Source organism: Mesorhizobium sp. BR1-1-4 (assembly GCF_020165375.1).
Lineage (GTDB): Bacteria > Pseudomonadota > Alphaproteobacteria > Rhizobiales > Rhizobiaceae > Mesorhizobium > Mesorhizobium australicum.
This window is the reverse complement of record NZ_JAIUIB010000004.1, coordinates 185,224-209,302: the sequence shown is the minus strand read 5'-3', so window position 1 is coordinate 209,302 and position 24,079 is coordinate 185,224. Positions and strand designations below refer to the sequence as shown.

The 24,079-nt window shown below is 64.2% G+C and carries 22 protein-coding genes and 1 pseudogene; 7 read left to right on the top strand and 16 right to left on the bottom strand.

Features of this window, described 5'->3' with window-relative positions:
• Positions 1-60: 60 nt before the first annotated feature.
• Positions 61-237: pseudogene (locus LB571_RS10175) on the top strand (polysaccharide deacetylase family protein); the annotation flags it as partial.
• A 33-nt stretch (positions 238-270) separates the two neighbouring features.
• Here LB571_RS10175 and LB571_RS10170 read toward each other — a convergent pair.
• Positions 271-669: a MarR family winged helix-turn-helix transcriptional regulator gene (locus tag LB571_RS10170; protein ID WP_224594621.1), complete on the bottom strand. Its 399-nt coding sequence runs from the start codon at positions 667-669 to the stop codon at positions 271-273.
• A 175-nt stretch (positions 670-844) separates the two neighbouring features.
• Between LB571_RS10170 and LB571_RS10165 the strand changes: the two genes are divergently transcribed.
• On the top strand, positions 845-1,252 hold the full coding sequence (locus LB571_RS10165) for a hypothetical protein (RefSeq protein ID WP_015318330.1): 408 nt from the start codon (positions 845-847) through the stop codon (positions 1,250-1,252).
• A 100-nt stretch (positions 1,253-1,352) separates the two neighbouring features.
• Here the strand turns inward: LB571_RS10165 and LB571_RS10160 are convergent, their stop codons facing one another.
• Positions 1,353-3,398 (bottom strand): FAD-dependent oxidoreductase, encoded by a 2,046-nt coding sequence (locus LB571_RS10160; RefSeq protein WP_140720884.1) that lies wholly within the window; start codon positions 3,396-3,398, stop codon positions 1,353-1,355.
• 57 nt (positions 3,399-3,455) lie between these two features.
• Between LB571_RS10160 and queF the strand changes: the two genes are divergently transcribed.
• Positions 3,456-3,917 carry a preQ(1) synthase gene (gene queF, locus LB571_RS10155; protein ID WP_015318332.1) on the top strand — a complete coding sequence of 154 codons (462 nt, stop codon included), beginning with the start codon at positions 3,456-3,458 and terminating at the stop codon, positions 3,915-3,917.
• Positions 3,918-3,925: 8 nt separating this feature from the next.
• Here the strand turns inward: queF and LB571_RS10150 are convergent, their stop codons facing one another.
• From LB571_RS10150 to LB571_RS10125, 6 genes are all read right to left on the bottom strand, one after another.
• Positions 3,926-4,534, bottom strand: coding sequence for a hypothetical protein (locus LB571_RS10150; protein ID WP_140617116.1), 609 nt, complete (start codon positions 4,532-4,534; stop codon positions 3,926-3,928).
• Positions 4,535-4,538: 4 nt separating this feature from the next.
• Positions 4,539-5,015: a DUF3828 domain-containing protein gene (locus tag LB571_RS10145; RefSeq protein ID WP_015318334.1), complete on the bottom strand. Its 477-nt coding sequence runs from the start codon at positions 5,013-5,015 to the stop codon at positions 4,539-4,541.
• Between the two features lie 127 nt (positions 5,016-5,142).
• Entirely contained in the window at positions 5,143-6,252 is a 1,110-nt protein-coding gene (locus LB571_RS10140) for a mandelate racemase/muconate lactonizing enzyme family protein (RefSeq protein WP_224594220.1), read from the bottom strand.
• 52 nt (positions 6,253-6,304) lie between these two features.
• Positions 6,305-8,287: an FAD-dependent oxidoreductase gene (locus LB571_RS10135; RefSeq protein ID WP_224529989.1), complete on the bottom strand. Its 1,983-nt coding sequence runs from the start codon at positions 8,285-8,287 to the stop codon at positions 6,305-6,307.
• 71 nt (positions 8,288-8,358) lie between these two features.
• A complete protein-coding gene (locus LB571_RS10130; RefSeq protein WP_224594217.1) occupies positions 8,359-10,008 on the bottom strand; it encodes an ABC transporter substrate-binding protein in 1,650 nt (549 codons plus the stop codon).
• A gap of 44 nt (positions 10,009-10,052) precedes the next feature.
• Positions 10,053-11,603 (bottom strand): trimethylamine methyltransferase family protein, encoded by a 1,551-nt coding sequence (locus tag LB571_RS10125; RefSeq protein ID WP_224594214.1) that lies wholly within the window; start codon positions 11,601-11,603, stop codon positions 10,053-10,055.
• A 92-nt stretch (positions 11,604-11,695) separates the two neighbouring features.
• Between LB571_RS10125 and LB571_RS10120 the strand changes: the two genes are divergently transcribed.
• Complete coding sequence (locus LB571_RS10120; RefSeq protein ID WP_015318339.1) at positions 11,696-12,598, top strand: LysR substrate-binding domain-containing protein; 903 nt, start codon at positions 11,696-11,698, stop codon at positions 12,596-12,598.
• Positions 12,599-12,641: 43 nt separating this feature from the next.
• Positions 12,642-14,531 carry a DNA mismatch repair endonuclease MutL gene (mutL, locus tag LB571_RS10115; RefSeq protein ID WP_224594211.1) on the top strand — a complete coding sequence of 630 codons (1,890 nt, stop codon included), beginning with the start codon at positions 12,642-12,644 and terminating at the stop codon, positions 14,529-14,531.
• Positions 14,532-14,554: 23 nt separating this feature from the next.
• Here mutL and LB571_RS10110 read toward each other — a convergent pair whose 3' ends face one another.
• Positions 14,555-15,316: a hypothetical protein gene (locus tag LB571_RS10110; protein WP_224594209.1), complete on the bottom strand. Its 762-nt coding sequence runs from the start codon at positions 15,314-15,316 to the stop codon at positions 14,555-14,557.
• 133 nt (positions 15,317-15,449) lie between these two features.
• Entirely contained in the window at positions 15,450-16,343 is an 894-nt protein-coding gene (locus tag LB571_RS10105) for a DMT family transporter (RefSeq protein ID WP_015318342.1), read from the bottom strand.
• 90 nt (positions 16,344-16,433) lie between these two features.
• Here LB571_RS10105 and LB571_RS10100 point away from each other — a divergent pair, with 90 nt between their 5' ends.
• Entirely contained in the window at positions 16,434-17,360 is a 927-nt protein-coding gene (locus LB571_RS10100; protein ID WP_083883064.1) for a LysR substrate-binding domain-containing protein, read from the top strand.
• A gap of 775 nt (positions 17,361-18,135) precedes the next feature.
• Positions 18,136-18,369, top strand: a complete 234-nt coding sequence (locus LB571_RS10095; protein WP_140617125.1) for a DUF2093 domain-containing protein — start codon at positions 18,136-18,138, stop codon at positions 18,367-18,369.
• A gap of 96 nt (positions 18,370-18,465) precedes the next feature.
• On the opposite strand, the gene lpxK is transcribed toward LB571_RS10095, so the two are convergent.
• The 6 genes from lpxK to LB571_RS10065 all read right to left on the bottom strand — a co-directional run bounded on the left by lpxK (position 18,466) and on the right by LB571_RS10065 (position 24,058).
• Positions 18,466-19,491 (bottom strand): tetraacyldisaccharide 4'-kinase, encoded by a 1,026-nt coding sequence (gene lpxK / locus LB571_RS10090; protein ID WP_224594192.1) that lies wholly within the window; start codon positions 19,489-19,491, stop codon positions 18,466-18,468.
• Between the two features lies 1 nt (position 19,492).
• Positions 19,493-20,809 (bottom strand): lipid IV(A) 3-deoxy-D-manno-octulosonic acid transferase, encoded by a 1,317-nt coding sequence (waaA, locus tag LB571_RS10085; protein ID WP_224594190.1) that lies wholly within the window; start codon positions 20,807-20,809, stop codon positions 19,493-19,495.
• Positions 20,806-21,597, bottom strand: coding sequence for a lysophospholipid acyltransferase family protein (locus LB571_RS10080; RefSeq protein ID WP_015318347.1), 792 nt, complete (start codon positions 21,595-21,597; stop codon positions 20,806-20,808). Before LB571_RS10080 ends, waaA begins: the two co-directional genes overlap by 4 nt.
• A gap of 5 nt (positions 21,598-21,602) precedes the next feature.
• A complete protein-coding gene (locus tag LB571_RS10075) occupies positions 21,603-21,848 on the bottom strand; it encodes a DUF4170 domain-containing protein (RefSeq protein WP_140661886.1) in 246 nt (81 codons plus the stop codon).
• 76 nt (positions 21,849-21,924) lie between these two features.
• The gene (locus LB571_RS10070) at positions 21,925-22,728 is read right to left on the bottom strand and encodes a 3'(2'),5'-bisphosphate nucleotidase CysQ (protein WP_224594183.1); all 804 of its coding nucleotides are present in this window, start codon (positions 22,726-22,728) and stop codon (positions 21,925-21,927) included.
• Entirely contained in the window at positions 22,715-24,058 is a 1,344-nt protein-coding gene (locus LB571_RS10065) for a TldD/PmbA family protein (RefSeq protein ID WP_224594179.1), read from the bottom strand. Before LB571_RS10065 ends, LB571_RS10070 begins: the two co-directional genes overlap by 14 nt.
• Positions 24,059-24,079 lie beyond the last annotated feature (21 nt).

The following is a 24,079-nucleotide window of genomic DNA, read 5'->3' as shown; positions in this document are numbered from 1 at the left end:
GCCTTGACAAGCAGCCGCGGAAATGGCGGCCTGTCCTGATCGCGAGGGGATAGCGGCCCCATGACATTCTTTCGGCTTGCCCTGGCAGCCATGTTGATGTCGGCGTTGCCTGCCCATGGCGCGGATCGCACCATCTATCTCACCTTCGACGACGGTCCGCTGAACGGTACAAGCAACATCCTCGACGTCTTGGAGGCCGCGCAGGTTCCGGCAACGTTGTTCATGGTCGGTATGCATGCCGAGGCCAGTGCGTCCAACAGGCCGGTATTCCTAGCCCTCTACGTTTTTTCGCAACGCCGCAAGCACCTGCGCAAATTCCGCCAGACGCTCGTCTGGCAGCCCTTTGCGAAGCCGCTTGTCGAAGACGAGTGCCGCTTGCCGCAACGTCTCGAACAGCGCTTCTCCCCTCTCCGTCAATTCGACCAGGTGAACCCGGCGATTGACGGGATCGCGCCGCCGCGTCAGCAGGCCCTGCGCTTCCATCGCGTTGAGATGATGGGTCAGCGTCGCGCCCTGGATGCCGATCATGCCGGCGAGTTCGCGCTGATTGGCAAGCTCGCTCGACTTGACAGACAGCAGCGTGAGCCAGACCGGCAATGTGCCGCCTGCTTCAACCAAGGCAGCGTCGAAGGCTTGTGCGACAAGCTTGGCGGTTCGGCCGAGATTCATGCCGACCGGCGGGCGGTCAAATGGTGTCATGATCTGACAGTAGAGCAAGCAGTGGGAATGTGAAACTTGGCTTCGTGATTGACATCTAACCGTTAGATATCTAATTTTGCCTTATTGATGGCATCGCAGCATGGTTGCGGTGCGTAGGCGGTGGGCGAATGAGAGGAATGCGGTCATGCAATATGTTTATATCGCCGTCATCGGCCTGCACGTCATGGCCGGCGTCTTCTGGGCCGGCACGACCATCGCGGTTGGCCGCGATCCGGACATCCGGGCAGAGCGGTTCTTCCGGCCGCAAATGGGCGCGGCCGGTTTGGCTTTCCTGACCGGTTTGCTGCTCTGGTATTTCTTTCATGAGGGTGCTTTTGGCTCGATGGAAAAGATACTGGCGCTCGGCATTTTGACGGCGCTGATCGCCGCCGGCGTGCAAGGCGCGCTTGTGGGCTCCGCCAGCAGGCAGCTTGCCGGCGCCGATGCCGCGACCCAAACGGCGCTGCGCGCGAAAATGACCAGGGGCGAACGCATAGCCGGCGGGCTGCTGGTCATCACCGTGCTCTGCATGGCGACCGCCAAGATGTTTTAGAATCGCACGGCCGGTGAAAGCCGATCATGCGCGGCGCGCAACGGACCAGAGCGGCAGGTGGCTCTCCTTGCAAAGGTCGTTGCGCGCCACCCGATCGTGATCAAATCCTGATCCCGAACCTGATCCCGTCATAGATGGCGGCGTGGATGTTGCGCGAGGCAACCGCGTCGCCGATGCGCAAGAGCACGAAGCCGCCATCCGCGTTGCGCTTGGGAAAAATGTCGCCGCCGTTGGCCAGACGCTCATAGTCAACCGCACCACCGTTCTTCGACAGCGGTTTCAGCGAAAGATACAGATCGTCGAGCGGCGCCGTGCCGTGCTCGACCACCACCTGGTCGACCCTGCGCTCTCCGCGCCAGCCATCGGCGAAATCCGAAGCGAGTTCCGCGATCAGTTGATTGCCCTCGCGCCGCACCGAGCGCAGGCGGGTATTGATGGTGACGGTGACGCCCTTTTCCTGGAAGGCCCTGACATAGGGTACGTGATTCATGCCGCCCATTTCGGGGGCGAAGAAGCGTTCCGGCGAAACCAGTTCCAGCTTCGAGCCGCTGTTGGCAATCAGTTCGGCCGCGCCCATGCCCTGATGGCCGCCATTGTCGTCGTAGAGCAGCACATTTTCGGCCGGCTTGACGCTGCCGGCCACGATGTCCCAGCTCGAGGTGACGAGATTGTCGCCGGAGGCCAGCGGCGGGTTCTGCGGCAGGCCACCGGTGGCGATCACCACGACGTCGGGCGCCAGCGCCAGAACATCGTCCTGTTCCGCCCAGGTGTCATAGCGGATCTCGACGCCGAGCCGGTCGAGTTCGGCCAGCCGCCAGTCGATGATGCCGATCAATTCCTTGCGGCGCGGGTTCTGGGTCGCCAGACGCACCTGGCCGCCAGCTTGTGATGATGCCTCGAGGATCGTGACTTGATGACCGCGCTCGGCTGCGACGCGCGCCGCCTCCAGCCCACCAGCGCCGGCGCCGACGACCACCACTTTCCGCTTGGGCCCTTCCGTCTTGACAATGACGTGCGGGATATCCGCCTCGCGGCCGGTCGCCGCATTGTGAACGCATAGCGCCTCGCCGCCTTCATAGATGCGGTCGAGACAATAGGTAGCGCCGACACAGGGACGTATCTCGTGCTCGCGGCCCTCCATCACCTTCTTGATGATGTGCGGATCCGCGATATGGGCGCGTGTCATGCCGACCATGTCGAGCTTGCCGGTGGCGATCGCATGGCGCGCGGTGGCGACATCGGAAATGCGCGCCGCGTGGAAGGTCGGGAATTTCGTCGCCGCCCTCACCTCGCCGGCGAAATCGAGATGCGGCGAAGACCGCATGCCGGTCACCGGAATGACCTTGGTGAGCGCCGCGTCGGTCTCGATCGAGCCCCGGATGATGTTGAGGAAATCGAGCTTGCCGGAGCCGGCCAGCCGCCTGGCGATCTCGACGCCCTCCTCCTTCGACAGGCCTTTGTCGAAATCCTCGTCGGCGACCATGCGGATGCCGACGACGAATTTCTCGCCGACCGCCGCCCGCACCGCATCGAGCACCATGTTGGTGAAGCGCAGGCGGTTGTCGAGCGAACCGCCATACTCGTCATCGCGATGATTGGTGGCAGGCGACCAGAAGCCGTCCATCAGATGGCCGTAGGATTCGAACTCGATGCCGTCGAGCCCGGCCGCCTGGCAGCGCTGGGCGGCCGACGCATAGTCGGCGACGATGCGCTCGATGTCCCAGTCCTCGATGGTCTTGGGGAAAGCGCGATGCGCCGGCTCGCGCACCGGCGAAGCCGAGAGCACCGGCAGCCAGTCGGCCTTGTTCCAACCCGTGCGGCGGCCAAGATGGGTGATCTGGATCATCACCTTGCAGTCATGCTCATGGCAGGCATCGGTGAGTTCGGCCAGCCACGGCACGATGCGGTCGTCATAGACGTGCAGATTGCCGAAAGCAGCCGGGCTGTCGCGCGAAACGATCGCCGAGCCGGCGGTCATGGTCAGCGCCATGCCGCCCTTGGCCTTTTCGGCATGGTAGAGCCGGTAGCGCTCCTTCGGCATGCCGTCCTCCGAGTAAGCCGGCTCGTGGCTGGTCGACATCACCCGGTTCTTCAGCGTCAAATGCTTGAGCTGGTAGGGTTGGAGAAGCGGGTCGTTGCTGGTCATCGTCTTCCTGCCGTTTTAATTTGTGCTAATGAGCGGCAAATCCAAGGGAAACCGCATATGATCGATACCAAAAATCTCACCCAGCTCGGCACGCACGTCGAGACGCCACAGAGCCCCGAAGCCGCGGTCCTGGAAACCGTGCCGTTTTCGCGCGGCGACGGGCCGCCGGCGATCGTGCGCTTTACCTGCCCGGAATTCACCTCGCTCTGCCCGGTGACCGGACAGCCGGATTTCGCCCACATCGTCATCGACTACGCACCCGATGCCGCCCTGGTGGAATCGAAGTCGCTCAAGCTGTTCATGACCTCGTTTCGCAACCATGGCGCCTTCCATGAAGACTGCACGGTGATGATCGGACGCCGCATCGTGGCCGCGACCAAGCCGCTCTGGTTGCGCATAGGCGGCTATTGGTATCCGCGCGGCGGCATTCCGATCGATGTGTTCTGGCAGACCGGCGCTCCGCCCGAAGGCGCCTGGCTGCCGGATACCGGCGTCACCCCCTATCGCGGGCGCGGCTAGTTCGGCCATCATTCGCACTGGTACTGGCTGAGCGCCCATTCGCCGGTCACCGACAAAAGGTCCGCTATCTTCCATTCGCCATCGACCTTCTTGAACTTCCATTCGAGGCGGTGCGGGTTACCGGCGACGACGAAGGCGACGATCACCTTGGCCTGGTCGCCATTGATCGCTTCGAGCGTCTTCAGGCTCTTGTCGATCTCGGCCTTGTCGTAGTCCGCATTGTCGAGCGCCATGTTGGGGTCCAGGCACTCGCCCTGCCCGGATTTGCGCAAGGCATCGCTCTTGTCGAGCACGGCTTTCGCCGGATCGATGAAATGGCCGCGCTGAGCAGGATCGACCTCCAGGCCGACCTGATCGTAGAACGGCCGCACCACCGCGGTCGGCGACCCCGGCTGGATTGGAGCGGCAGGCTCGCTTGGCGGCGATGCGACGGGTGGGGTCGGCGGCTCCGCGGCGCCGCCAGGCGGGGTTGCCGGCGGCGTCACGCTGTCATCGGGCGCGGTCCCGGCCGGAGCTTTTGCCGGCGGCGCGCCCAACAGCCCCTGAGCGGCCGCGCCGTTCAAGTCCGCCGCCAGCAGGCACACGGCCGAGAACAAAAGAAGCGTGCGACCGGCCATCGCATCACTCCGGATCTTGGCCCGCCATGCATTCGAGCTGGCTCAGCGTCCAGTCGCTGGTCTTCGATGCAATGTCCGATATCTTCCACTTGCCGTCGACCTTCTTCAGCGACCAGTGCATTTCGCGCTGCGAATCGTCTCCTTCCGGAAAAAGACTGAAACTCGCCACCACCTGCGCCGTATCGCCCTCCACCGTCTCGGACAGCTTCAGTGTCTTGGAAAGGGCCTTCTGGTCGAAATCCTGCGCGTCGAGGCCGGGGTCGAAGTCGATACAGGCGACCTGGTCCGGATTCTTCTTGGTGGCCTGGTCGTTGAGGTCGAACAGTTTCGTCACCGGCTCGGTGAAGCGATCGCGGTATTGCGCGTCGGCCTCGAACTTGACCTGCGGGACATAGAAGAACTTCACGGCGTCGGACGCCGGGCCGGCCAATGCCGCGGCTGGTGCGGCAATCGACAGGATGGCAGCGAGCAGCAGTTTCATGGATTTCCCCGAATGTTTGACTGCGGAAGGCAATCAATACCACGCATCGTGCATATCGGCTTTTTTGCGGCTCATGAAGCCTCCTCCGGGCGGCGCGTCTGCTTGCATAGATCAAATCCAACGATCCTTAGTTTCCGAAAGTGGCGATCGGCGCGTTGAGTTGGGAGCGCTCAGGCTTGACACCGAGCCCTGGGATCTGCGGGACGCGTATATGCCCGTTCTCGATCACGATCGGGTTTGCGGGATCGGTATGCCCTTCGATGTACTCCTGCGCGATCCAGGCTCCCTCAAAACGTCTCGGCTCGACGGTAGCGGCGAGGTGGACGCATGCCGCGGCGATGACGTCTCCGCCCCAGGCATCGTCGCAGCTGTGCGGTAGAGATCGTATCGCACACAGGTCGCGGACCGTGGCCATCTTGGTGAGACCACCAAGACGGGTGACCTTCAATCCGAATCCGTCCGCCATACCTGACGAAACTGCCCGAAGCACGGCATTCAAATCCTCGGTACTCTCATCGAGATAGATCGGATGCGTAACGCGCCCTTTGAGACCAGCGACTTCCTCCATGGTGTTGCAAGGCTGTTCGAACACGAACGGGATTGCCTGGCAAAGCCGATCGATGTGCAGCGCCGCGGCAGCGGTCAGGCCGCGATTGGCGTCGACGGCTATCCGGGCCTTGAAGCCAACCGCCTCCCATACTTTGTGCACAGTGGCGACGTCTTGTTCGAGATCCCGCCCGCCGATCTTGATCTGAAGCCGTGGATATCCGGCGTTGACCTTGTCGGCGGCAATACGCGCGGTCTCGTCCGGAGCACCGACGGTCGTCGAGTAGTATGACGGCACGCGATCGGTGAGCGCACCACCGAGAAGTGTTGAAACAGGGACGCCCAGCCGCTGGCCGGCGAGGTCGAGGAGAGCTATGTCCAAGGCCGCTTTGGCATAGTTGTGACCGTTCAGCCGCTCGTCCATTCGTTTGGCGAGGCGGCGCATGGACGCTGTGTCCTCGCCGATGAGTCCCGGCGCTATTTCAGCAATTGCCGCTCTCGCGCCCAGAGCATGCTGGGGTTGATAAACAGGGCCGATCGGGCAAGTCTCACCCCAGCCTGACAGTCCATCCTCGGTGGTGACTTCAACCAGCGTGCTGTCCAAATTCTGCACGGTGTCGCTGGCCATCCGGTAGGCACCGCCTTTAACAGGCAGAAGCGTCTGATAGACTTTGATTGACCTGATACGCATTCAGACATCAGCCTCGTTCATGCCTTGCCTGGTCTGGCGCCTTTCGCCATGGTCAAAGACCAAGCGCCACCTTGCGCCCGTCATGAATGGCAAATGCCGCCTGTCTGGAGGCGGTACAATCGCCGATGGAGGTATGCGCAATTCCGCGCCTTTCGAGCTCGATGGACAGGCTGTCCTGCGCCATGCTGGTGGTGGCGAAGACCAAAGCGTCGGCCTCGACCTGCTGCTCGGTCCCGTCGAGCAGCGAAGCGATCCTGGCCACCCTGCCGTCCCAATGAACGACGGCGCTCTCGGTCACAAACCGCACCTTCAGCTTGGCGAGTGCCCGTCGCAGCGGCGCATCGACGGCCATTCGCTGAAGCTCTTTGCCGACCAGGGCGTCCGGTGTCACAAGCGTTACATTGTGACCATCCTCGGCGAGTTTCCAGGCGGTGCCGCAGCCCTTCCAATTGCCGCCATCGTCCAGCAAGAGAACATTTTTTCCCGGCCTCGCCTCGCGCGCCATCACCGCTTCGGCCGAGAGCACCGGACCGCCGCCCGGAATGCTCTCCCAGTGCGGCAAGGCCCGCTGGAAAGCGCCGTCCGGCGGCATCGAGCCGGTCGCGACGATGACGTGATCGGCGCCTTCGCGCTCGACATCGTCGGCTTCGACATACTGCCCGTAGCGGATGTCGACCTGGAGCTGGCCGAGCTGGCGCTCATACCAGTCGATCAGGTCCAGAATCTGGGCACGGCGCGGCTGCAGTCCGGCAAGACGGAACTGCCCCCCAAGGCGGTCGGATGCCTCGGCCAGCGTGACGCGATGGCCGCGCTCGGCCGCCGCGCGCGCCGCTTCGAGACCGGCCGGGCCGCCACCCACGACCAGTACGCGCTTCGGCTGGCCGGCCGGAGCAAAGCGGTCGCCGCCCCACTCCCATTCCCGCCCCGCGGAAGGATTGATGACGCAGCTGATCCAGTAGTCACGGCTGCGCCGGCCCCAGCACATCTGGTTGCAGGACAGGCAGCCGCGAATGTCCTGCGGCCGGCCGGCGGCAGCCTTTGCAGCCAGATGCGGATCGGCGATCTGCCCACGCACGATGGAAACGAGATCGGCGCGGCCTTCGCTCAGCACGCTCTCGGCGTTCTCGGGGGTGCGGATATGGCTCTCGGCGGTGATCAGCGCGTGGCGAACGGTGGATTTGAGCACGGACGCCAGGTCGGCACCGAGCTTCTCCGGGTAAACAAAGGTCGGCATGATCTTGTAGAAATCGAAGTAGGAACCCGTTCCGCAGGTGACGTAGTCCATCAAGGCATCGCGGTCGTGGAGGTCGATGATCTCGGCCAGCGCTTCGCGCTTCAGCGCCACTTCGACTTCGGGCTCATCATTGATCGCGAGACCGATGATAAAATCATCGCCGCATTCCCGGCGAATCCTGGTCATCACCTCACGGCTCATGCGGGTGCGGTTTTCGAGGCTGCCGCCCCATCGGTCGTCCCGGCGGTTCGACCAAGGTGTCCAGAACTGGTCCAGCATCGAATGGTACGCCGCCCAGACCTCGACGCCGTCGAAGCCGGCCTGGTGGCAACGGCGCGCAGCCTGGACGAAGCCGTCGATCGTTTCTTCGATCTCGGCTTCGGACATCCGATGCGAGCCGTCGGAATCGTGGTAGCTCGGCAGGCCGGAAGGCGACCAACCGGGGTGAAACGAGTTGTCCGCGTCCGCGTGCTGACCGACATGGTAGAGCTGCTGGATGGCGACGGCGCCGTTGCCGCGGATCGCCTCCGTCACCTTGCGGAAATGCGGGATGACGCGGTCATCGGACGGGCTGAAATTGCCACGGGTAAGCACGGCGGCCTGATGCACGGGCATCGGCTCGACCACGATCATGCCGGCCCCGCCGATGGCGCGTTCGGCGTAGTAGCCGACATGGCGTTCGGTCGGCAGCCCGTTCTCGGCCATGTTCGCCGTATGGGCTCCAAACACGATCCTGTTGCGCAATGTTTTGCCACGCAAGGTGGCCGGCTCGAACAAACGTTTGAAGACCCGGCCGGACATGCAAATTCTTCCCCATCGGCGGCATTGCGCCGGCGCAAGGGCGCCGGCGCTGTGTGGCAGAACTTCTGGCGTCAGGCGTCCAGCCAGACGTTCTGGAGGTCCATCTCGAAGGTCTGGTGGACGCCGTAGTTCTTCACCTTCTTGTTCGTGTGGCTGTAGAGCTTCTGCCAGAACGGCTGGATGATGACGCCGGAGTCCTGCAGGATCTGCTCGACATCCTTCATCACCTCCTTGCGCTTGGCGACGTCGATCAGCGAGAGCGCCTGCTTGAGCTTGGCGTCGAAATCGGGATTGGAATAGGCCGATTCGTTCCACGCCTCGCCGGTGCGATAACCCAGCGCCAGCACCTGGACACCGAGCGGGCGCATGTACCAGATGGTCATCGAATAGGGATATTTCGTCCAGTCGTTCCAGAAGGTCGAGCCCGGCAGCACCGTGCGCTTGACCTTGATGCCGGCGTCACGCAGCTGGCCGGCGATCGCGTCGCCGGTGTTCTTCTGCCAGTCGTCCTCGATGGTGATCAGCTCGTGCTCGAAGTCGGCCTGACCGGCGTCCGCCATCAGCTTCTTGGCGCCGGCGGCGTCGCGCTCCTTCTTGGGCAGGGCATAGTATTCGGGATGGATCGGGCTGACATGGTGGTTCTCGCCGACCGTGCCGCGGCCGTTATAGCCGAGCTGCAGCACCGCGTTGTTGTCGACCGCCATCTGCAGCGCATTGCGAACGCGCTGATCGTCGTATGGCTTGTGCGTGATGTTGGTGCGGGCAACCAGCGTGGTGGCGGTCGCGACCTCAGACTTCTGCAGCCCCATCTTGTCGAGAATGTCGATGAAGTCGGCGGGCGACTCGAAATTGAGGTCGATTTCACCGGAATCGAACGCGTTCACCGTGGCGTTGAAATCGGTGCCGTAGTCGATGAATTCGATACCGTCGAGTGGCGCCTCGCCGCCCCACCATTTGCCGTTCTCGCGGCGCTTGACCACCGCCTTCTGGCCGACGTCGTAAGAGACCAACTCAAACGCTCCCGTGCCGATCGGCTTCTTGATCGGGTCGGCGCCATCGGCGTCGAAATTGCGGTGCACGATGAGCGCCGGATAATCGGTGAAATTGGGAATGAGCGAAATATCGGGCTCGCTGAGCTTCAGCTTGACCGTGTTGTCGTCGACCTTGGTGATGGCGCCGTCCCTGGCCTTGCCGGTCTTGGCATCGATCAGCGCACCGACGCGGGCCGCCATCGAGTTGCCGGCGACGCCCTTCTCGCACCAGCGCGTCACATTGTGCACCACGTCATCGGCGCTGAAGGCATCACCATTGTTCCAGGTGACGCCCTTGCGCACATGCAGCGTGTATTCGGTGGCGTCGTCGTTGATGTCCCAGCTTTCGAGCAGCACCGGCTCGAAGGTGAATTGCCTGGTGTAGCGCACCAGCGGCTCCAGCCAGCAACGCGAGACATTGGCCAGTTCCACCCAATCGTAAGTGCGCGGATCCTTCTGCGCTTTCACCGCCATCGAGACGTGCAGCGTCCCGCCCTTCTTCGGTTCCTCGGCCACAGCTTGCGTCGGCGCGGCGAGGCCGATCATGCCATAGGCAAATGCCGTCGACGCACCAAGCGCGCTGGCCAGCGCCAGGAACTCGCGCCGGTCCATGCGACCCGCCTTCGCTTCCGCCGCCATCGCTTCGATAGCGGGCGGCACACGGTCGCCGTTGCTTCTGAAAATCGTCATGTCATTCTCCCCTTGTTGTTCCCGTGAGGTCTTTGCCTGCTTTTTCAACTAACGCTGTCAGGCAGTTTTTCCTCGCGCCGCGCGATCAAATCCTTGAGACCGTCGGCAATGCCCTCGTCGAGTTTCGGCTCCTCATAGTCGGCAAGCATGTTGCGCGCCTTCTCGCGGCCGCGCGTGTCGTGGTCCTTCGCCCCTTCCGCCTTCCATTGTTCGTAGGAGTTGAAGTCCATGATGCTCGGCATGAAGAAAGCCTTCTCGAAATGCTCGAGCGTGTGCTGGGTGCCGAGGAAATGGCCCTGCGGCCCGACTTCGCGGATCGCTGCCATCGCTTCCTTGAAATCTTCGAAAGGCAGGCCGCCGGCATATTTGTACCAGCCGACAAGCTGTTCGCAGTCGGTGGCGAATTTCGAGTAACCGCAGGTGAGCCCCGCTTCCAGCCATCCGGCCGAATGCCAGATGTAGTTGGCGCCGGCGAGGATGGCTGCATGCATCAGCATGTTCGCCTCATAGCCAGCCTGGGCATCGTTGAGCTTCGAGCCGACATGAAAGCCCGATGTGCGCCACGGCAGTCTGTATTTCCGCGCCAGCGCACCCATCAGATACATCATCTGCGCGGCCTCCGGCGTGCCGCCCATGGGAGCGCCGGTCTTCATGTCGACCGTGACCATGAACTGGCCGTAGATCTGGGGCGAACCGGGACGGATGAGCTGGGTCAGGGCCACGCCCGCGAGCGCCTCGGCATTGACCTGCGCCACCGCGCCGACGGCCGACGCCGCGGTCGAGGCGCCGCAGAGCGCGAACGGCGCCAGGATCAGCGGCTGATTGTGGCTTGCATAGACCCGCATCGCATCGATCATGGTGGCGTCCCAGACCAGCGGCGAATTGCAGTTGGTGATCGCCACCAGCACCGGGTTTTCGCGGACGAACTCCTCGCCGAAGACGATTGCAGCCATCGCCATCGTGTCCTCGGCGCGCTCCTTGGACGTCACGATGCCCATGAACGGCTTGTCGGAATGTTTCAGCGCCGAATGGATGATGTGCAGATGCCGCTTCGGCACGGCGATTTCCATCGGCTCGCAGATGACCGAACTCGAGGAATGCAGCGCCGGCGCCATGTAGGCGAGCTTGTGGAAATTGTTGAGGTCGGCAAGCGTGCCGTAGCGCCTGTTGTTGTCGAGGTCGCGTATGTAGGGCGCGCCATACATCGGCACGAAGATCGAGTTCTTGCCGCCAACGCGGACCGTGCGCTCGGGATTGCGCGCATGGAGCGTGAATTCGGATGGGATTTTCGAGACGAGCTCCATCAGCAGCGCGCGGTCGATACGCACGCGCGTTTCCCTGACATCGGCCCCAGCCGCCTTCCAGAGCTCGATGGCTCCGTCGTCGCGGAATTCGCAGCCCACTTCTTCGAGTATCTTGAGCGACTCCTCGTGGATCAGTTCCACCGCCTCATCGGGAACGATCTCATAGACCGGGATCTGGCGCACCAGGGTCGGGAACGAGGCAATCGGCGCGCTCCTCATCGCCTTGCGCCCGAGACGGCCACCACCACGGCGATGGGTTTGCTCGGTCAATTCAGTGGCCGGTGCGTTCATGGAGCCTCCATCCCTTCGATCCCGGTCAACTTAGCGAGGTGAAATTCGACTGTGACGCTGGAAAATCCTGATCTCTTGTATAAGCTGAGCTTATGCGAAGCCTTCGCCACCTCCTGCCCTCCGCCGGCAGCCTGATCGTCTTCGAGGCGGCCGGCCGGTTGTCGAGTTTCACCGCCGCCGGGCGCGAGCTCGGCATGACGCAGGCCGCAGTTTCCTATGCCGTGCGTGGGTTGGAGGAACAGCTTGGCGCCACGCTGTTCCAGCGCCGCCACCGCCAGGTCAGCCTGACCGAGGCCGGCGAGCGCTTCCATGCCGACGTCTCGCTCGGTCTTTCCCACATCCGCAAGTCGGCGGAGGACCTGCGTCTGCAGGCGACTGGTGGCCATGTGACGCTCGCCGCCTCGACGGCCTTCGGCTCGTTCTGGATGATGCCGCGCCTGCAGCGGTTCCGCGACGAACTGCCGGGCATCGATCTGCGCATCCAGACCGGCGACCGAGATCTCGACATCATCGCCGAAGGCATTCCGCTTGCCGTGCGCGGAGGCGTGCCACGCGACTGGCCGGACTACCACTCGCTAGCGCTCTCCGACGAAGAGATCTTTCCGGTCGCGGGTCCCAGTTATCTGACGAAATTCGGCCGGCCCGAGACCGTCGAGCAACTGGCGACACACCGCCTCATTCATCTGGAAGAGCCCTATCGCGAGGCCCCGAACTGGGACGAATGGTTCCAATCGGCCGGAGCCAGTCTCCGTAATGCGGAGCGTGGCTTGCGCATCAATGACTATGCGATTGTGATCCAGGCGGTCATGGAGGGGCAAGGCATCGCGCTCGGCTGGCGCCACCTTGTCGAGCGGCTGCTGTCGACCGGGCTGCTGGTGCCGGTGACGGACCACATCATGAAGACGGGCACCGCGTTCTACGTCATCTGGCCGAAGAACCGCGAGCTCAGCGACAATGCGCGCAAGGTCAGGGATTGGCTGCTGGCGCAGGCGTAAAGTGGCCTCGCGCGCGCCCACCGAATCCGTGTAAGATCAGAGCATGCCCATCCGCCAGCTTTCCGAAACGATGATCAACCAGATCGCCGCCGGCGAAGTCATCGAGCGTCCGGCGAGCGTGGTCAAGGAACTGGTCGAGAATGCGCTCGATGCCGGGGCCAGCAAGGTAGAAGTCGTCACATCGGGCGGCGGGCTGAACCTGATCCGCGTCACCGATGACGGCTTCGGCATTCCTGAACGGGAACTGGCGCTGGCCATCGCACGCCACTGCACCTCCAAGCTCACCGAGGATATCAACGACATTCGTTCGCTCGGCTTTCGCGGCGAAGCGCTGCCATCGATCGGCTCGGTGTCGCGGCTGTCGATCCGCTCGCGCACGGCCTCTAGCGACAGCGCCGCAGAGATCGGCATCGAGGGCGGCCGCGTCCTGCCAATCAAGCCAGCGGCGGCCAATCGCGGCACGACCGTCGAGGTGCGCGACCTGTTCTTCGCCACGCCGGCGCGGCTGAAATTCATGAAGGGCGAACGCGCCGAAAGCTCGGCGATCAGCGATGTGGTCAAGCGCATCGCCATCGCCTTCCCCAGGGTGCGTTTCACGCTGGCCGGTTCCGACCGCACGACGCTGGAACTGCCGGCCACCGACGACAGCGCGGACGGCAGCCTGCGCCGGGTCGCGCAGGTGATGGGCGCCGACTTTCCCGACAATTCCATTGCCATCGACGCGATGCGCGAAGGCGTGCACCTGACCGGCCATGTGTCGATCCCTTCCTTCACCCGCGCCAACGCATTGCAGCAATATGCCTATGTCAACGGCCGCCCGGTGCGCGACAAGCTGATCGCCGGAGCGATCCGTGGCGCCTTCGCCGACGTCCTGCCGCGCGACCGCCATGCGGTGACGGTACTGTTTCTTTCGCTCGATCCGGCCATCGTCGACGTCAACGTCCACCCGGCCAAAGCCGATGTCCGCTTCCGCGATCCGGGCCTCGTGCGCGGGTTGATCGTCGGCGCGATCCGGCAGGCGTTGGCCGATGCCGGCATCCGCTCGGCCACCACCGGCGCCGCCGGCATGATGGCAGCGTTCCGGCCGGGCAGCCCGTCCTATGCGCATCCCGGCCCGGCCAATGGCCATCGCAGCTACGATGCGGCCTATCGCGCTTCAGGCGCCGCCGGCTTCGATCCCGCGCGCTCGCCGCAGCGGCCGCTCGACATGCAATTCGACAGCCCGGGCTTTGAACGCACCGGCGCAAGACAGGGCGGATTTGGCGAAAATGAGCAAGCCGCGTTCGATGCCGGCCCGCTTGCCAGCGCCGATGCGCGCGCCGGGCAGAGCGAGGCGGCGGAGACGCTGCTCGGCGCGGTGCTGGGGGCCGCGCGCGCGCAGGTGCATGAGAACTATATCGTCGCCCAGACCAGGGATTCGCTCATCATCGTGGACCAGCACGCGGCCCATGAGCGGCTGGTTTACGAGGCGCTGAAGAACGCGCTGCACGCGCGGCCGGTGCCGTCACAGATGCTGCTTCTGCCCGAGATTATCGACCTGCCGGAGGAGGACGCCGAGCGGCTGGCCGTGCATTCCGAAACGCTCGCCCGCTTCGGCCTCGGCATCGAGCGTTTCGGACCGGGTGCGGTCGCCGTGCGCGAGACGCCGTCGATGCTCGGCGAGACCAACGTCCAGCAATTGGTCCGCGACCTTGCCGACGAGATTGCCGACAACGATACGGTCGAGACGCTCAAGGAACGGCTGGACAAGATCGCCGCCACCATGGCCTGCCATGGCTCGGTGCGCTCCGGGCGGCTGCTCAAGGCCGAGGAGATGAACGCCCTGCTGCGCCAGATGGAGGCGACGCCGGGTTCCGGCACCTGCAACCATGGCCGCCCGACCTATATCGAGCTGAAGCTGGCCGACATCGAGCGGCTGTTCGGACGGCGGTGAAACGGCTGCCCGGCGGCCAGCCCTCACTTCCTCCGCTGATATTTCCTTGTCCGTGAATTGAAGACGTAATCGACCGCGGTTCCGGCGCCACCGCCTCGAAAATTCACGGAAATGACGTCCTTGCCTCGCTCCACCCATTTCTCGACGTTCATATAGATGGTCGTCATCAGCATGCCGGCACTGCACGCATCATCATCGGCGAAGGTAATTTCCTGGACAACCTTGCGGCTGCTCTTTTTGATGATACGCATTTTTTCCATGCAGAGGCCGGCGCTGGTATTCGTGTAAATTCCCGAAAACCTGTCGGTGGCTGTCTGCGCCCAGAAGGAAATCTCGACGGTGCCGTCGATCTTCGCCTCGCCGGTGTCATCCAGGCTCGCTATTTTCTTGAGGGTGACGGGATATCTATCCGTGCCCTTGCTCCAGCTTCCGGTCACTGCGTTTCCATTGAGGTCGAGGGAGAATGGGCAGCTTGTGGTATCGACAGCGGGTCTCGGCCCCTGCACAATTATCCGATAGAATTCCTTGTCGTCTGAAATCTCGCAAAGCACGAACTTGGTGCCGGTGACCGTGCCATACAGCGCAATCGGGCTCTGCTTCGCGTCGTAGAAGTAGCTTCCATCGACCTTTGGCGCGCTGCCTAAGCTATCATATGTCTGTATGGAGAAATGGATGGGAGACGGCCCGAGGAAACCCTCGTAGTTTTCCACGTGGTACCAACCCGCGACGGCTTTCGCGTTAAGCAGCAACAAGCAAACGACCGTTGAGATAAAACGTCTTCCCATCCCGACCTCGCAGCGCCCGCGACGACCATCCGCCAAGACCGAGTGACAGTTGCCTTGCCTTGCGGCAGCCGTCAACTGGCGATGAAATCGGTGGTTCCCGACACGAGTCAGGGAAAGATCGCAAGCTTTTGAATCAGCGTTTCAAATTCACCACGATGACACCGCCGAGCGCCAGCGCGCCGCCGAGGATGCCGAGCAGCGTCGGCACCTCGCCCAGCCAGAAGAAGCCGATCAGGGCCGACATCGGCGAGACCAGATAGAGGAAGTTCGAGGCACGCGCCGCCGGCAGGCGCGACAGCGCGGTTGCCCACGCCGCATAGGCAATCAGGCTCGGCACGATGCCGAGATAAATGACGGCGCCGAGGCCGGCAGTGTTGGCGACAGCGGCCTGTTGCAGAGCGGTGGGCAGGAAGGGCGCCAGGCAGAGCGCGCCGAGCACCATGTTGGACGCCGCGATCGTCAGCGGATGATGACGGGCAAACAGCGGCTTCTGGACGATGGTGTTGACGGCCGAGCAGAGGGCCGAGCCAAGTACCAGCAGCGCGCCGGCATTGAAATGAAGGCCATGCCCGTCGGCGACGGCGATGATGCCGATGCCGGCGAAGGAGATGACCGTGCCGATCCAGGCCAGGCCGGAGAAGCGCTCGCCGAGCAGCGCCATTGCCATGATGGCGGTAAAGATGGGGCTGACATTGATGATGAAGCCCGCCGCTCCGGCCGAGACCGTCAGTTCGCCGAAATTGAGCATCGCCGTGTAGAGCGCGACGAAAATGGCGCCGCCAAAGGCGAAGCGCCAGAGATCGCCAATCCTGGGCAGAGCCGGACGCTTGACGGCAAGGAAGATCGCCGCCGGCACGGCGGCGATGGCAAAGCGCAGGGCGCCAAGCTCCAGCGGCTGAAAGGCGGCGAGCCCGGCCCGGATCGCCGGGAAGGCGGAGGCCCAGCCGATCACCGTCAGCGCCACGGCAATGGCGGCCGTGGTGTCCATCCGCTGTGTCGAATTCAACGTGCCTGTCGTCATGCTCATCCCAGTGCCTCGGATTCTTCAGGTCTCGGGAGCAGGAAACGCCTTTCCAGGTCAATTGACAAACGACCAAATCGAGGGTCACCTGTGAGCATGGATCACAGCTCGAACAGTATGCTGCCCTTGGAGACGTTGCGCGCTTTCGACGCGGCGGCGCGCACGGGGAGCTTCTCGGCCGCCGCCGAAAAACTCAACCTCACACATGGCGCGGTCAGCCGGCAGGTCGCCAAACTCGAGGACTGGCTTGGCCTGAAGGTTTTCGAGCGCGGCGCGCGCGGCGTGACGCTGACCAACGAAGGCAATCGCCTGCATCTCAGGACCACCGAAGCCTTCGCGCTGATCTCGGTCAATTCCGACCGGTGGGTGGAGCCGCGCGGCACCGCGGTGGTGCGCCTGGCCTCCATTCCTTCGGTGAGCGGCCTGTGGCTGATGCCGCGCATGGCGGCGCTGGAGAACGATCCCACCCGCCTGCGCATCGTGCTCGATGTTGACAACCGCCAGGCCGATCTCGCCGACGAAGGCATCGATCTGTCGGTGCGCTGCGGTCGCGGCCGCATCCCGGGCCGTGTCTCGGTGCAACTGTTCGAAGAATATCTCTTCCCGATCGCCTCGCCGGGCCTCGCACGCGAGATCGGCAGCGGCGATCCAGCCCGGCTGCTCAAATTCCCGCTGATCAACGATTCCGACGCTTCGGGCTGGCGCGCCTGGTTGGCCGCGCAGGACATGGACTACCGGCCGCGCCCGCAAGACCGTCGTTTCGAGGATTACAATCTGGTGCTCGATGCAGCGGCTCATGGCCTCGGCATCGCGCTGGCGCGGCCGCCGCTCACCGAGCACCAGATACAGTCCGGCCGCCTCGTCGCCGTTGACGATCGCACCGTGCTCAATCCCGTTTCCTACTGGCTGGATCGTCCGGTGGGCCGGCCGCGCGCGGCCGCCGCGGATCTCGCCAGGCGCATTGCCGAACAGGCCGGGCTTGCTTCGGCAAGGCTGGAAGCTTTCCTGCAGGATGAGGATTAGGCTCTGACGCATCTCGGAGAATACGTGACGGCCGCTGCTGGAAATCGCGTGATACTCGCTTAACGGAACAGCAAAAGCACGATCGTGGTGGTTGCGGCCGAGACGATGGCCGTCACGATCGATATCGTCCACAGCGACGACGGAACTGGCTCGGATCGGGGAGCATGGCCCGCTGGACGGATGGAGGCGCCGCGCGGTTGCGGCGCGTTGGCATTGGCCGCGACCAGCACCGCGGCCGAAGCGACGGCCGGCGAGAATGTGGATAGGGCCGGCGGCGCCGCGAGTTTGGGGGGCTGTCGTTGGCCGTTATCCGCGGCGGAGCGAAGCCGCGCGAAGCCTGATCGGTGTCCGTCCCTGCCCCACCCGTCGAGGCCCGTGCCAATGCATGGTGGGTGGCGGCGTCAGGTTCCATGACGGCCCGGTAGGCATCCTCGATCTCGGGGGAGGACAGGCGTTGCGAGGTTTGACCGGCCGGCCGCGGTAGCGAGCCTTGCAGCGCCTGGGCGGCGAACTGCGCCGATTGCACCATCCCGGGCGCCGCCGGCTGGACGAGCGCTTTGACCAGAGCCGCGGTCGCGGGATCGGCCCTGGGCGAAGGCACCGGCCCGGGAATGAGCGCTTCTTTCAGCAAAGACGTCATACTGGCATTGGCGATGTCCATGGCGCTTCCTGACAACCATTGTGCCGTACCGCAATATTATATGAGCATTGCGCCAAGCTTGACCTTGCCCACGATTTATGGCGATTGAATCCCGATGAACTCAAGTGCCGTTGCATGATGAACCGTTTCGAAGGCCCGGGCGGCAAGGAAGCCCGCATCCGCTATCTCGATGGCGATTTCCAGGTCACCAGCCCGGGCTCGTTCGTGCGCTGCGCGGTGACAGGCGAAAATATCCCATTGGACGAGCTGAAATACTGGAGCGTCGCCAGGCAGGAGCCCTACGTGAACGCCATCGCATCGCTGCGCCGCGAAATCGAGGTGCACCCGGAGTTGCGCAAACGGAGTTAGAGCGGCTCAGCGTTTGATAGAATCTGACCCGCTCTCCTTCATTGTTTTACGCAATTCCGGACTGAAGACCGCCACGCACTTTTTCTTGGAATAGCTTCACTTCCTCAGCTTGCGCTGCCGCCAGGCATCGAGCGTTTCCTCGATGATGCGTTCGGGCACGTGATCAAGCTCGAACACCGTGTCGATTTCCAGCACGTCGAGACGGTCGAGAAAGTCCTGCGGGGCGCCGTGACGGAGCCGGGCGGCGTCCTTGGCGGTGGTGATCAGGCCAAGGCCTTCGGCGCGTGCCGTCGCGGCCAGTTCGGCAAGCTCGTCCTCGGCGTAGAAGTGATGGTCCGGAAAGGGCCTGAACAGGACCACTTCGCCGCCGGCGTCACGCACCGTGTCGAAGAACTTTTCGGGATGACCGATGCCGGCAAAGGCCAGGAACCGCTTTCCGGCAAGCCCGGCCGTGCTGCTCGGCTCCGTGTGGGCCTCGAAGATCGGCCGGCCGGCACGCGCGGCTCGGCGGACCACGGCATCGGCGGCCGTGCCCTCGCCCATCTTCAGCAGCCCGCTGGTGAAGACCAGCTGGTCGACGATCTTGGCCCTGAGTGGACCGCCCGGGATGACGCGGCCATTGCCGATCCCGTAGCGGGCATCGACCACGACCAGCGCATAATCGATGTGGATGCGCGCGCTCTGGAAGCCGTCGTCCATGATCAGGAAATCGCAACCGTGTTTTTCCAGCAGCAGCCGGGCACCGGCGGCACGGTTCGGCGTCACCGCCACCGGGGCATGTTCGGCCAGCAGCAGCGGTTCGTCGCCGACATGCCTGGCGCTGTCGTGGCTGACATCGACGACATGCGGCTCGGCGAAGGAACCGCCGTGGCCGCGCGACAGGAACCCGGGCTTCAGATGCATGCGCTTGGCCTGTTGGGCGAGCGCGATCGCCACCGGCGTCTTGCCGGTGCCGCCGACGGTGAAATTGCCGATACACAGAACCGGCGCCTGGATCTTCTCGCGCCGGGCCCGCCGCATGCCGCGACCGGCAACCAGCGCGTAGACAGCCGACAGCGGCGACAGCGCCAGGACCTTCCAGTCCGGCTCTTCCCACCAGAATGGCGGTGCTTCGGAGGCCATTCTAACGCCCGTTGGCGCCCTTCAGGCGCGCCTTGACCACCAGCGGCTGGATATAGGGTTCGAGCGATTTGAGCGTGCGTGCCAGTGCGCCGCGCATCTCTTCGACAGTCGCGATCCCCGCAGCCATCATCTCGTGGCGCGCCACTTCGTTGGTCAGGAGGAAATTGACGGCGCCGGCCAGCATGTCGCGGTCGCGCACCAGCTTGGCGCCACCGCTGTCGAGCAGGCGCTGATAGGCCTCGCGAAAATTCTGAACGTTGCGCCCGGCGAGAACGGCGGTGTCGAGCATGGCCGGCTCAAGCGGATTCTGGCCGCCTTCGGAGGTCAGCGAGCGACCGACGAAAGCGATTTCGGTCAACCGGAGATACAAGCCCATTTCGCCGATCGTATCGCCAAGCAGGATATCGATATCGGTTCCGATACGGTCGCCCTTGCTGCGCCGCGCGACTTTCAGGCCCATGCCGGAAATCTGCGCGGCAAGGGCTTCGGCCCGATCGGGATGGCGCGGAACGACGATCGTCAAAAGGCCGTGGTGACGCCGGTGCAGCGTCGCGTGAACTTCCGCGGCGACGACTTCCTCGCCATCATGGGTCGAGATCGCCGCCCAGGTCGGGCGATCGCCGATCTGCCGCTGCAATGTGCCAAGCGCTCGCAAGTCGACCGGCGGCGGGTTGGTGTCGACCTTGAGATTGCCCGATACCGTCACCGGCCGGGCGCCGAGCGCGCGAAAACGCTCGCCGTCGACGTCGGACTGGGCAACGACATGGGCCAGATTCTCGAACAGCGCCTCGGCGATGTTGGCCCGCTTCTTCCAAGACGTGAAGGAGCGATCGGAGAGCCGGCCATTGACCAGCACCTGCGGCACGTGGCGGGCACCGAGTTCGAGGATGGTCATCGGCCATATCTCGGATTCGGCGATGATCGCCAGATCGGGTTTCCAGTGATCGAGGAAGCGGCTGACCGCCGGCTTCAGATCGAGTGGCACATATTGGTGGATGATGCGGTCGCCGAGCCGCTCGTCGACGACCTGGGCCGAGGTGACCGTACCGGTCGTCAGCACGATGTTGACGCCATAATCGAGGATGCTTTCGACAAGCGGCACGACGGCCAAGGTCTCGCCGACGCTCGCGGCGTGGATCCAGATCACCGGGCCCTCGGGACGCGGTCGGCCGGCGACGCCGTAGCGCTCGCGCCGGCGATTGCGGTCTTCCTTGCCGCGCGAGGTGCGCCAGGCGACATAAGGCCCGACCAGCGGATAGGCGGCCGCGCCGGCAAAACGGTATGCCGACAACATGGTGCGGGCCCAGCGGCCGCTCACCGCGGGCCATCCACGAGGCGGTAGGCCTCGGCGGTCGCGGCATTGAGGGCGGTGGTGATTTCCTGGCGCTTGCGTTCCATTTCGGCGTCATCGGCATCCGCCGCCACGAAGATCGGCGTGCCGATGGTCACGGCGGAGCGGCCGAAGGGCAGGTTGATGGTGGTCTTGTCCCAGCTCTTTTCCAGCACCTTGCGGCGGCTGGTGGCGATGGCGACGGGCAGCAGCGGCCGGCCGGAGAGGCGAGCCAGGAGAACGATACCGAGCCCTGCATCGCGCGGGGTACCGTGGGGAATGTCTGCGATCATGGCGACGTTCTTGCCTGATGTGAGCGACTTTTTGAGGGCGATGAGCGCCTTGGCCCCGCCCTTGTCGAGATGCCTGGCATTGTCGCGCCCGCCCGAACCGCGCACCGCCTCGATGCCGAATTTCTCCAGCATCAGGGCGTTGAGCTCGGCATCGGCGCTACGCGACACCATGGCAACCAGCGGCTTGCGCTTGGGGTAATAGGCCGGCGTCAAAAGATGCTGGCCATGCCACAGAGCAATGATCCCCGGCTCGAACTCGGCATAGGCGCCGCCCGAAAAGCGCGCCGATCCGGCGACCAGGGGGCTGGTCGCGCGAACCAGCCGCACGAACTGCGCGAGCAGGCTGGCAATGGCGTTCTTGACGAATCGCGACTGCGCGAGCGGTTCGCGAATCCTGCGCCAGAAGGCCTTGGTCGTGCGGCTGCGGCCCCTGCCCGTGGGCGCGGCCTCGCCGGCTGGCTCTTTCGCCAGATCATGCTCCATCGAAGTCAACCGGTGGCCTTGCTATCGGGATCCAGCAGACGGTGCAGATGAACGACGAAATAACGCATATGGGCATTGTCCACGCTGGCCTGCGCCTTGGCCTTCCACGCCGTGTGCGCGGATTGATAGTCCGGATAGACGCCGACGATGTCGAGCGCATCGAGATCGCGGAACTCGGTGCCGCCAAGTTTCTTCAGTTCGCCGCCGAACACCAGATGCAAAAGCTGTTTCTTTCCGTCTTCCGCGGCCATGTCGGTCCTTCACATATCGTGAGTTTGTGACAGGTCTAGACCAAAGCCGCCGACTTTGGAACCTTCGAAAACGCTTTCAGCCATCCAGCCCGGCTATGACGTCGACCAGCACGGCCAGCAGTTCGCCGCTGCCGGCCGCGAGCGCACCGTGGCGGGTCACCTCGCCGGCATAGAGCGGTGCGTGGCCGTGCGGGTCGAGCAGCTGGCCACCTGCCTCGCGCAGGATGAGGTCGGCGGCTGCAATGTCCCAGTCATGCGCGTTCGGCTTGACGAAGGTGCCGTCGAGCGTGCCATTGGCGATCATCGCCAGGCGGTAGGCAAGCGAAGGGCTGTAGGGCGCCCGTTGCAGCCGCTTCTGCCAGCCGGCCGGCATCAGGTCGATCAACTGCTTCAGGCCGGAAATCTCGGGCTTGTCGCCTGGCTTGCGCACCGCAATGCGCTTGCCGTTGCGGAATGCGCCCTGGCCTGGCAGCGCGGAATAGGTCTCGTCCATCGCCGGGCATTCGAGCACGCCGGCGAGCGTGCGGCCATTCTCGACGACGGCGACGCTGACGCACCAGGCGCGCTGGCCTTCAAGGAAGCCGCGCGTACCGTCGATCGGGTCGACAACGAAGGTGCGGCGCGCCGAAAGCCGCGCCAGGTCGTCGGCCGTCTCTTCCGACAGCCAGCCATAATCCGGCCGTGCCGCAAGCAACGTCTGGCGCAGATACGCATCGGCGGCATGATCGGCTTCGCTGACCGGCGAGGTGCCGCCCTTCATCCAGACCTGCGGATTGTTGCCGAAGTAGCGCATGGCTATGAGACCCGCCTCGCGGGCGGCGTCGCGCAGCAGCGGCAGGTCCAGATCGGCACCGGCGGTGGTCAGCTCATGCTCCGGCAAGGGTCATGCCTTCGATCAGGAGCGTCGGGGCGGCGGTGCCGAAATTGCGATCAAGGTCATTCGCGGGCACCATGTTGAGGAACATCGTCTTCAGGTTCGAGGCGATGGTGACTTCGGCGACCGGATAGGCAAGCGCCCCATTTTCGATCCAGAAGCCGGAGGCGCCGCGGCTGTATTCGCCGGTGAGCATGTCTACGCCCTGGCCAAACACTTCGGTGACGTAGAAGCCGCTCTTGAGCGAGCCGATCAGGTCTTCCGGCGACCTTTCGCCTGGCTCGATGGCAAGATTGGTGGAAGACGGCGAGACGGAGGAGCCGCCGCGCGCGCCGCGCCCGTTGGTGACGAGGCCGAGCTCCCGGGCCGCCGATGTCGACAGGAACCAGTGATTGAGGACGCCCTTTTCGATCATCAGGAGCTTCTCGCCCTCGACGCCTTCGCCATCGAATGGGCGCGAGGCCTGGCCACGGCGCCGCAGCGGCTCGTCGGTGACGGTGATGGCGGAAGCGGCCACCTGCTTGCCCATCATGTCGCGCAGGAACGAGGTTTTTCGCGCGACGGAAGCGCCGTTGATGGCCCCGGCGATATGGCCGGCAATGCCGCGCGCAACGCGCGGGTCGAACACCACGTCGACCGATCCGGTCGCCGCCTTGCGCGCGCCAAGGCGACGCACGGCCCGTTCGCCGGCCCGGCGGCCGATATCCTCGGCCGCGTCGAGATCGGCAAAATGCTGGCGCGAGGAGAATTCGTAGTCGCGTTCCATGCCGGTGCCCTCGCCGGCGATCACGCTGGCCGAGCGCGAAAAGCGCGAGGCGACATACTGGCCGAGAAAACCGTGCGAGGTGGCCAGAACCAGCCCGCCCAGCCCGGCGCTGGCATTGCTGCCGGCCGAATTGGTTACGCCGTTGACGGCGAGAGCCGCCGCCTCGGCCGCAAGGGCCGCCTCCTTCAACTGGTCCGCCGACACTTCGGTTGCATCGAACAGGTCCAGATCGCGCGTCTGTCTGGCGAGCAGCGCGGGGTCGGCAAGACCCTGGTAGGGATCCTCGGGGGACACTTTGGCCATGGCGACGGCGCGCTCGGCAAGGGCCTTCGGGTCGGACGCTGCGGTGGCCGATACACTGGCCACACGCTGGCCGACGAACACCCGCAGCGAAACGTCGTCGCCCTCGGACGCCTCTGTGTTTTCGACCTTGCCAAGCCGCACCGAAACAGCGGTCGAGCGGCCACGCACCGCGACGGCGTCCGCGGCATCGGCGCCAGCGCGTTTGGCGGCCTCGACCAGGGCCGCGACACGGTCCGTCAATTTCGCGGCGTCGAGCTTGTCGGTCATGCACTTGATCCTGTTTTCTTC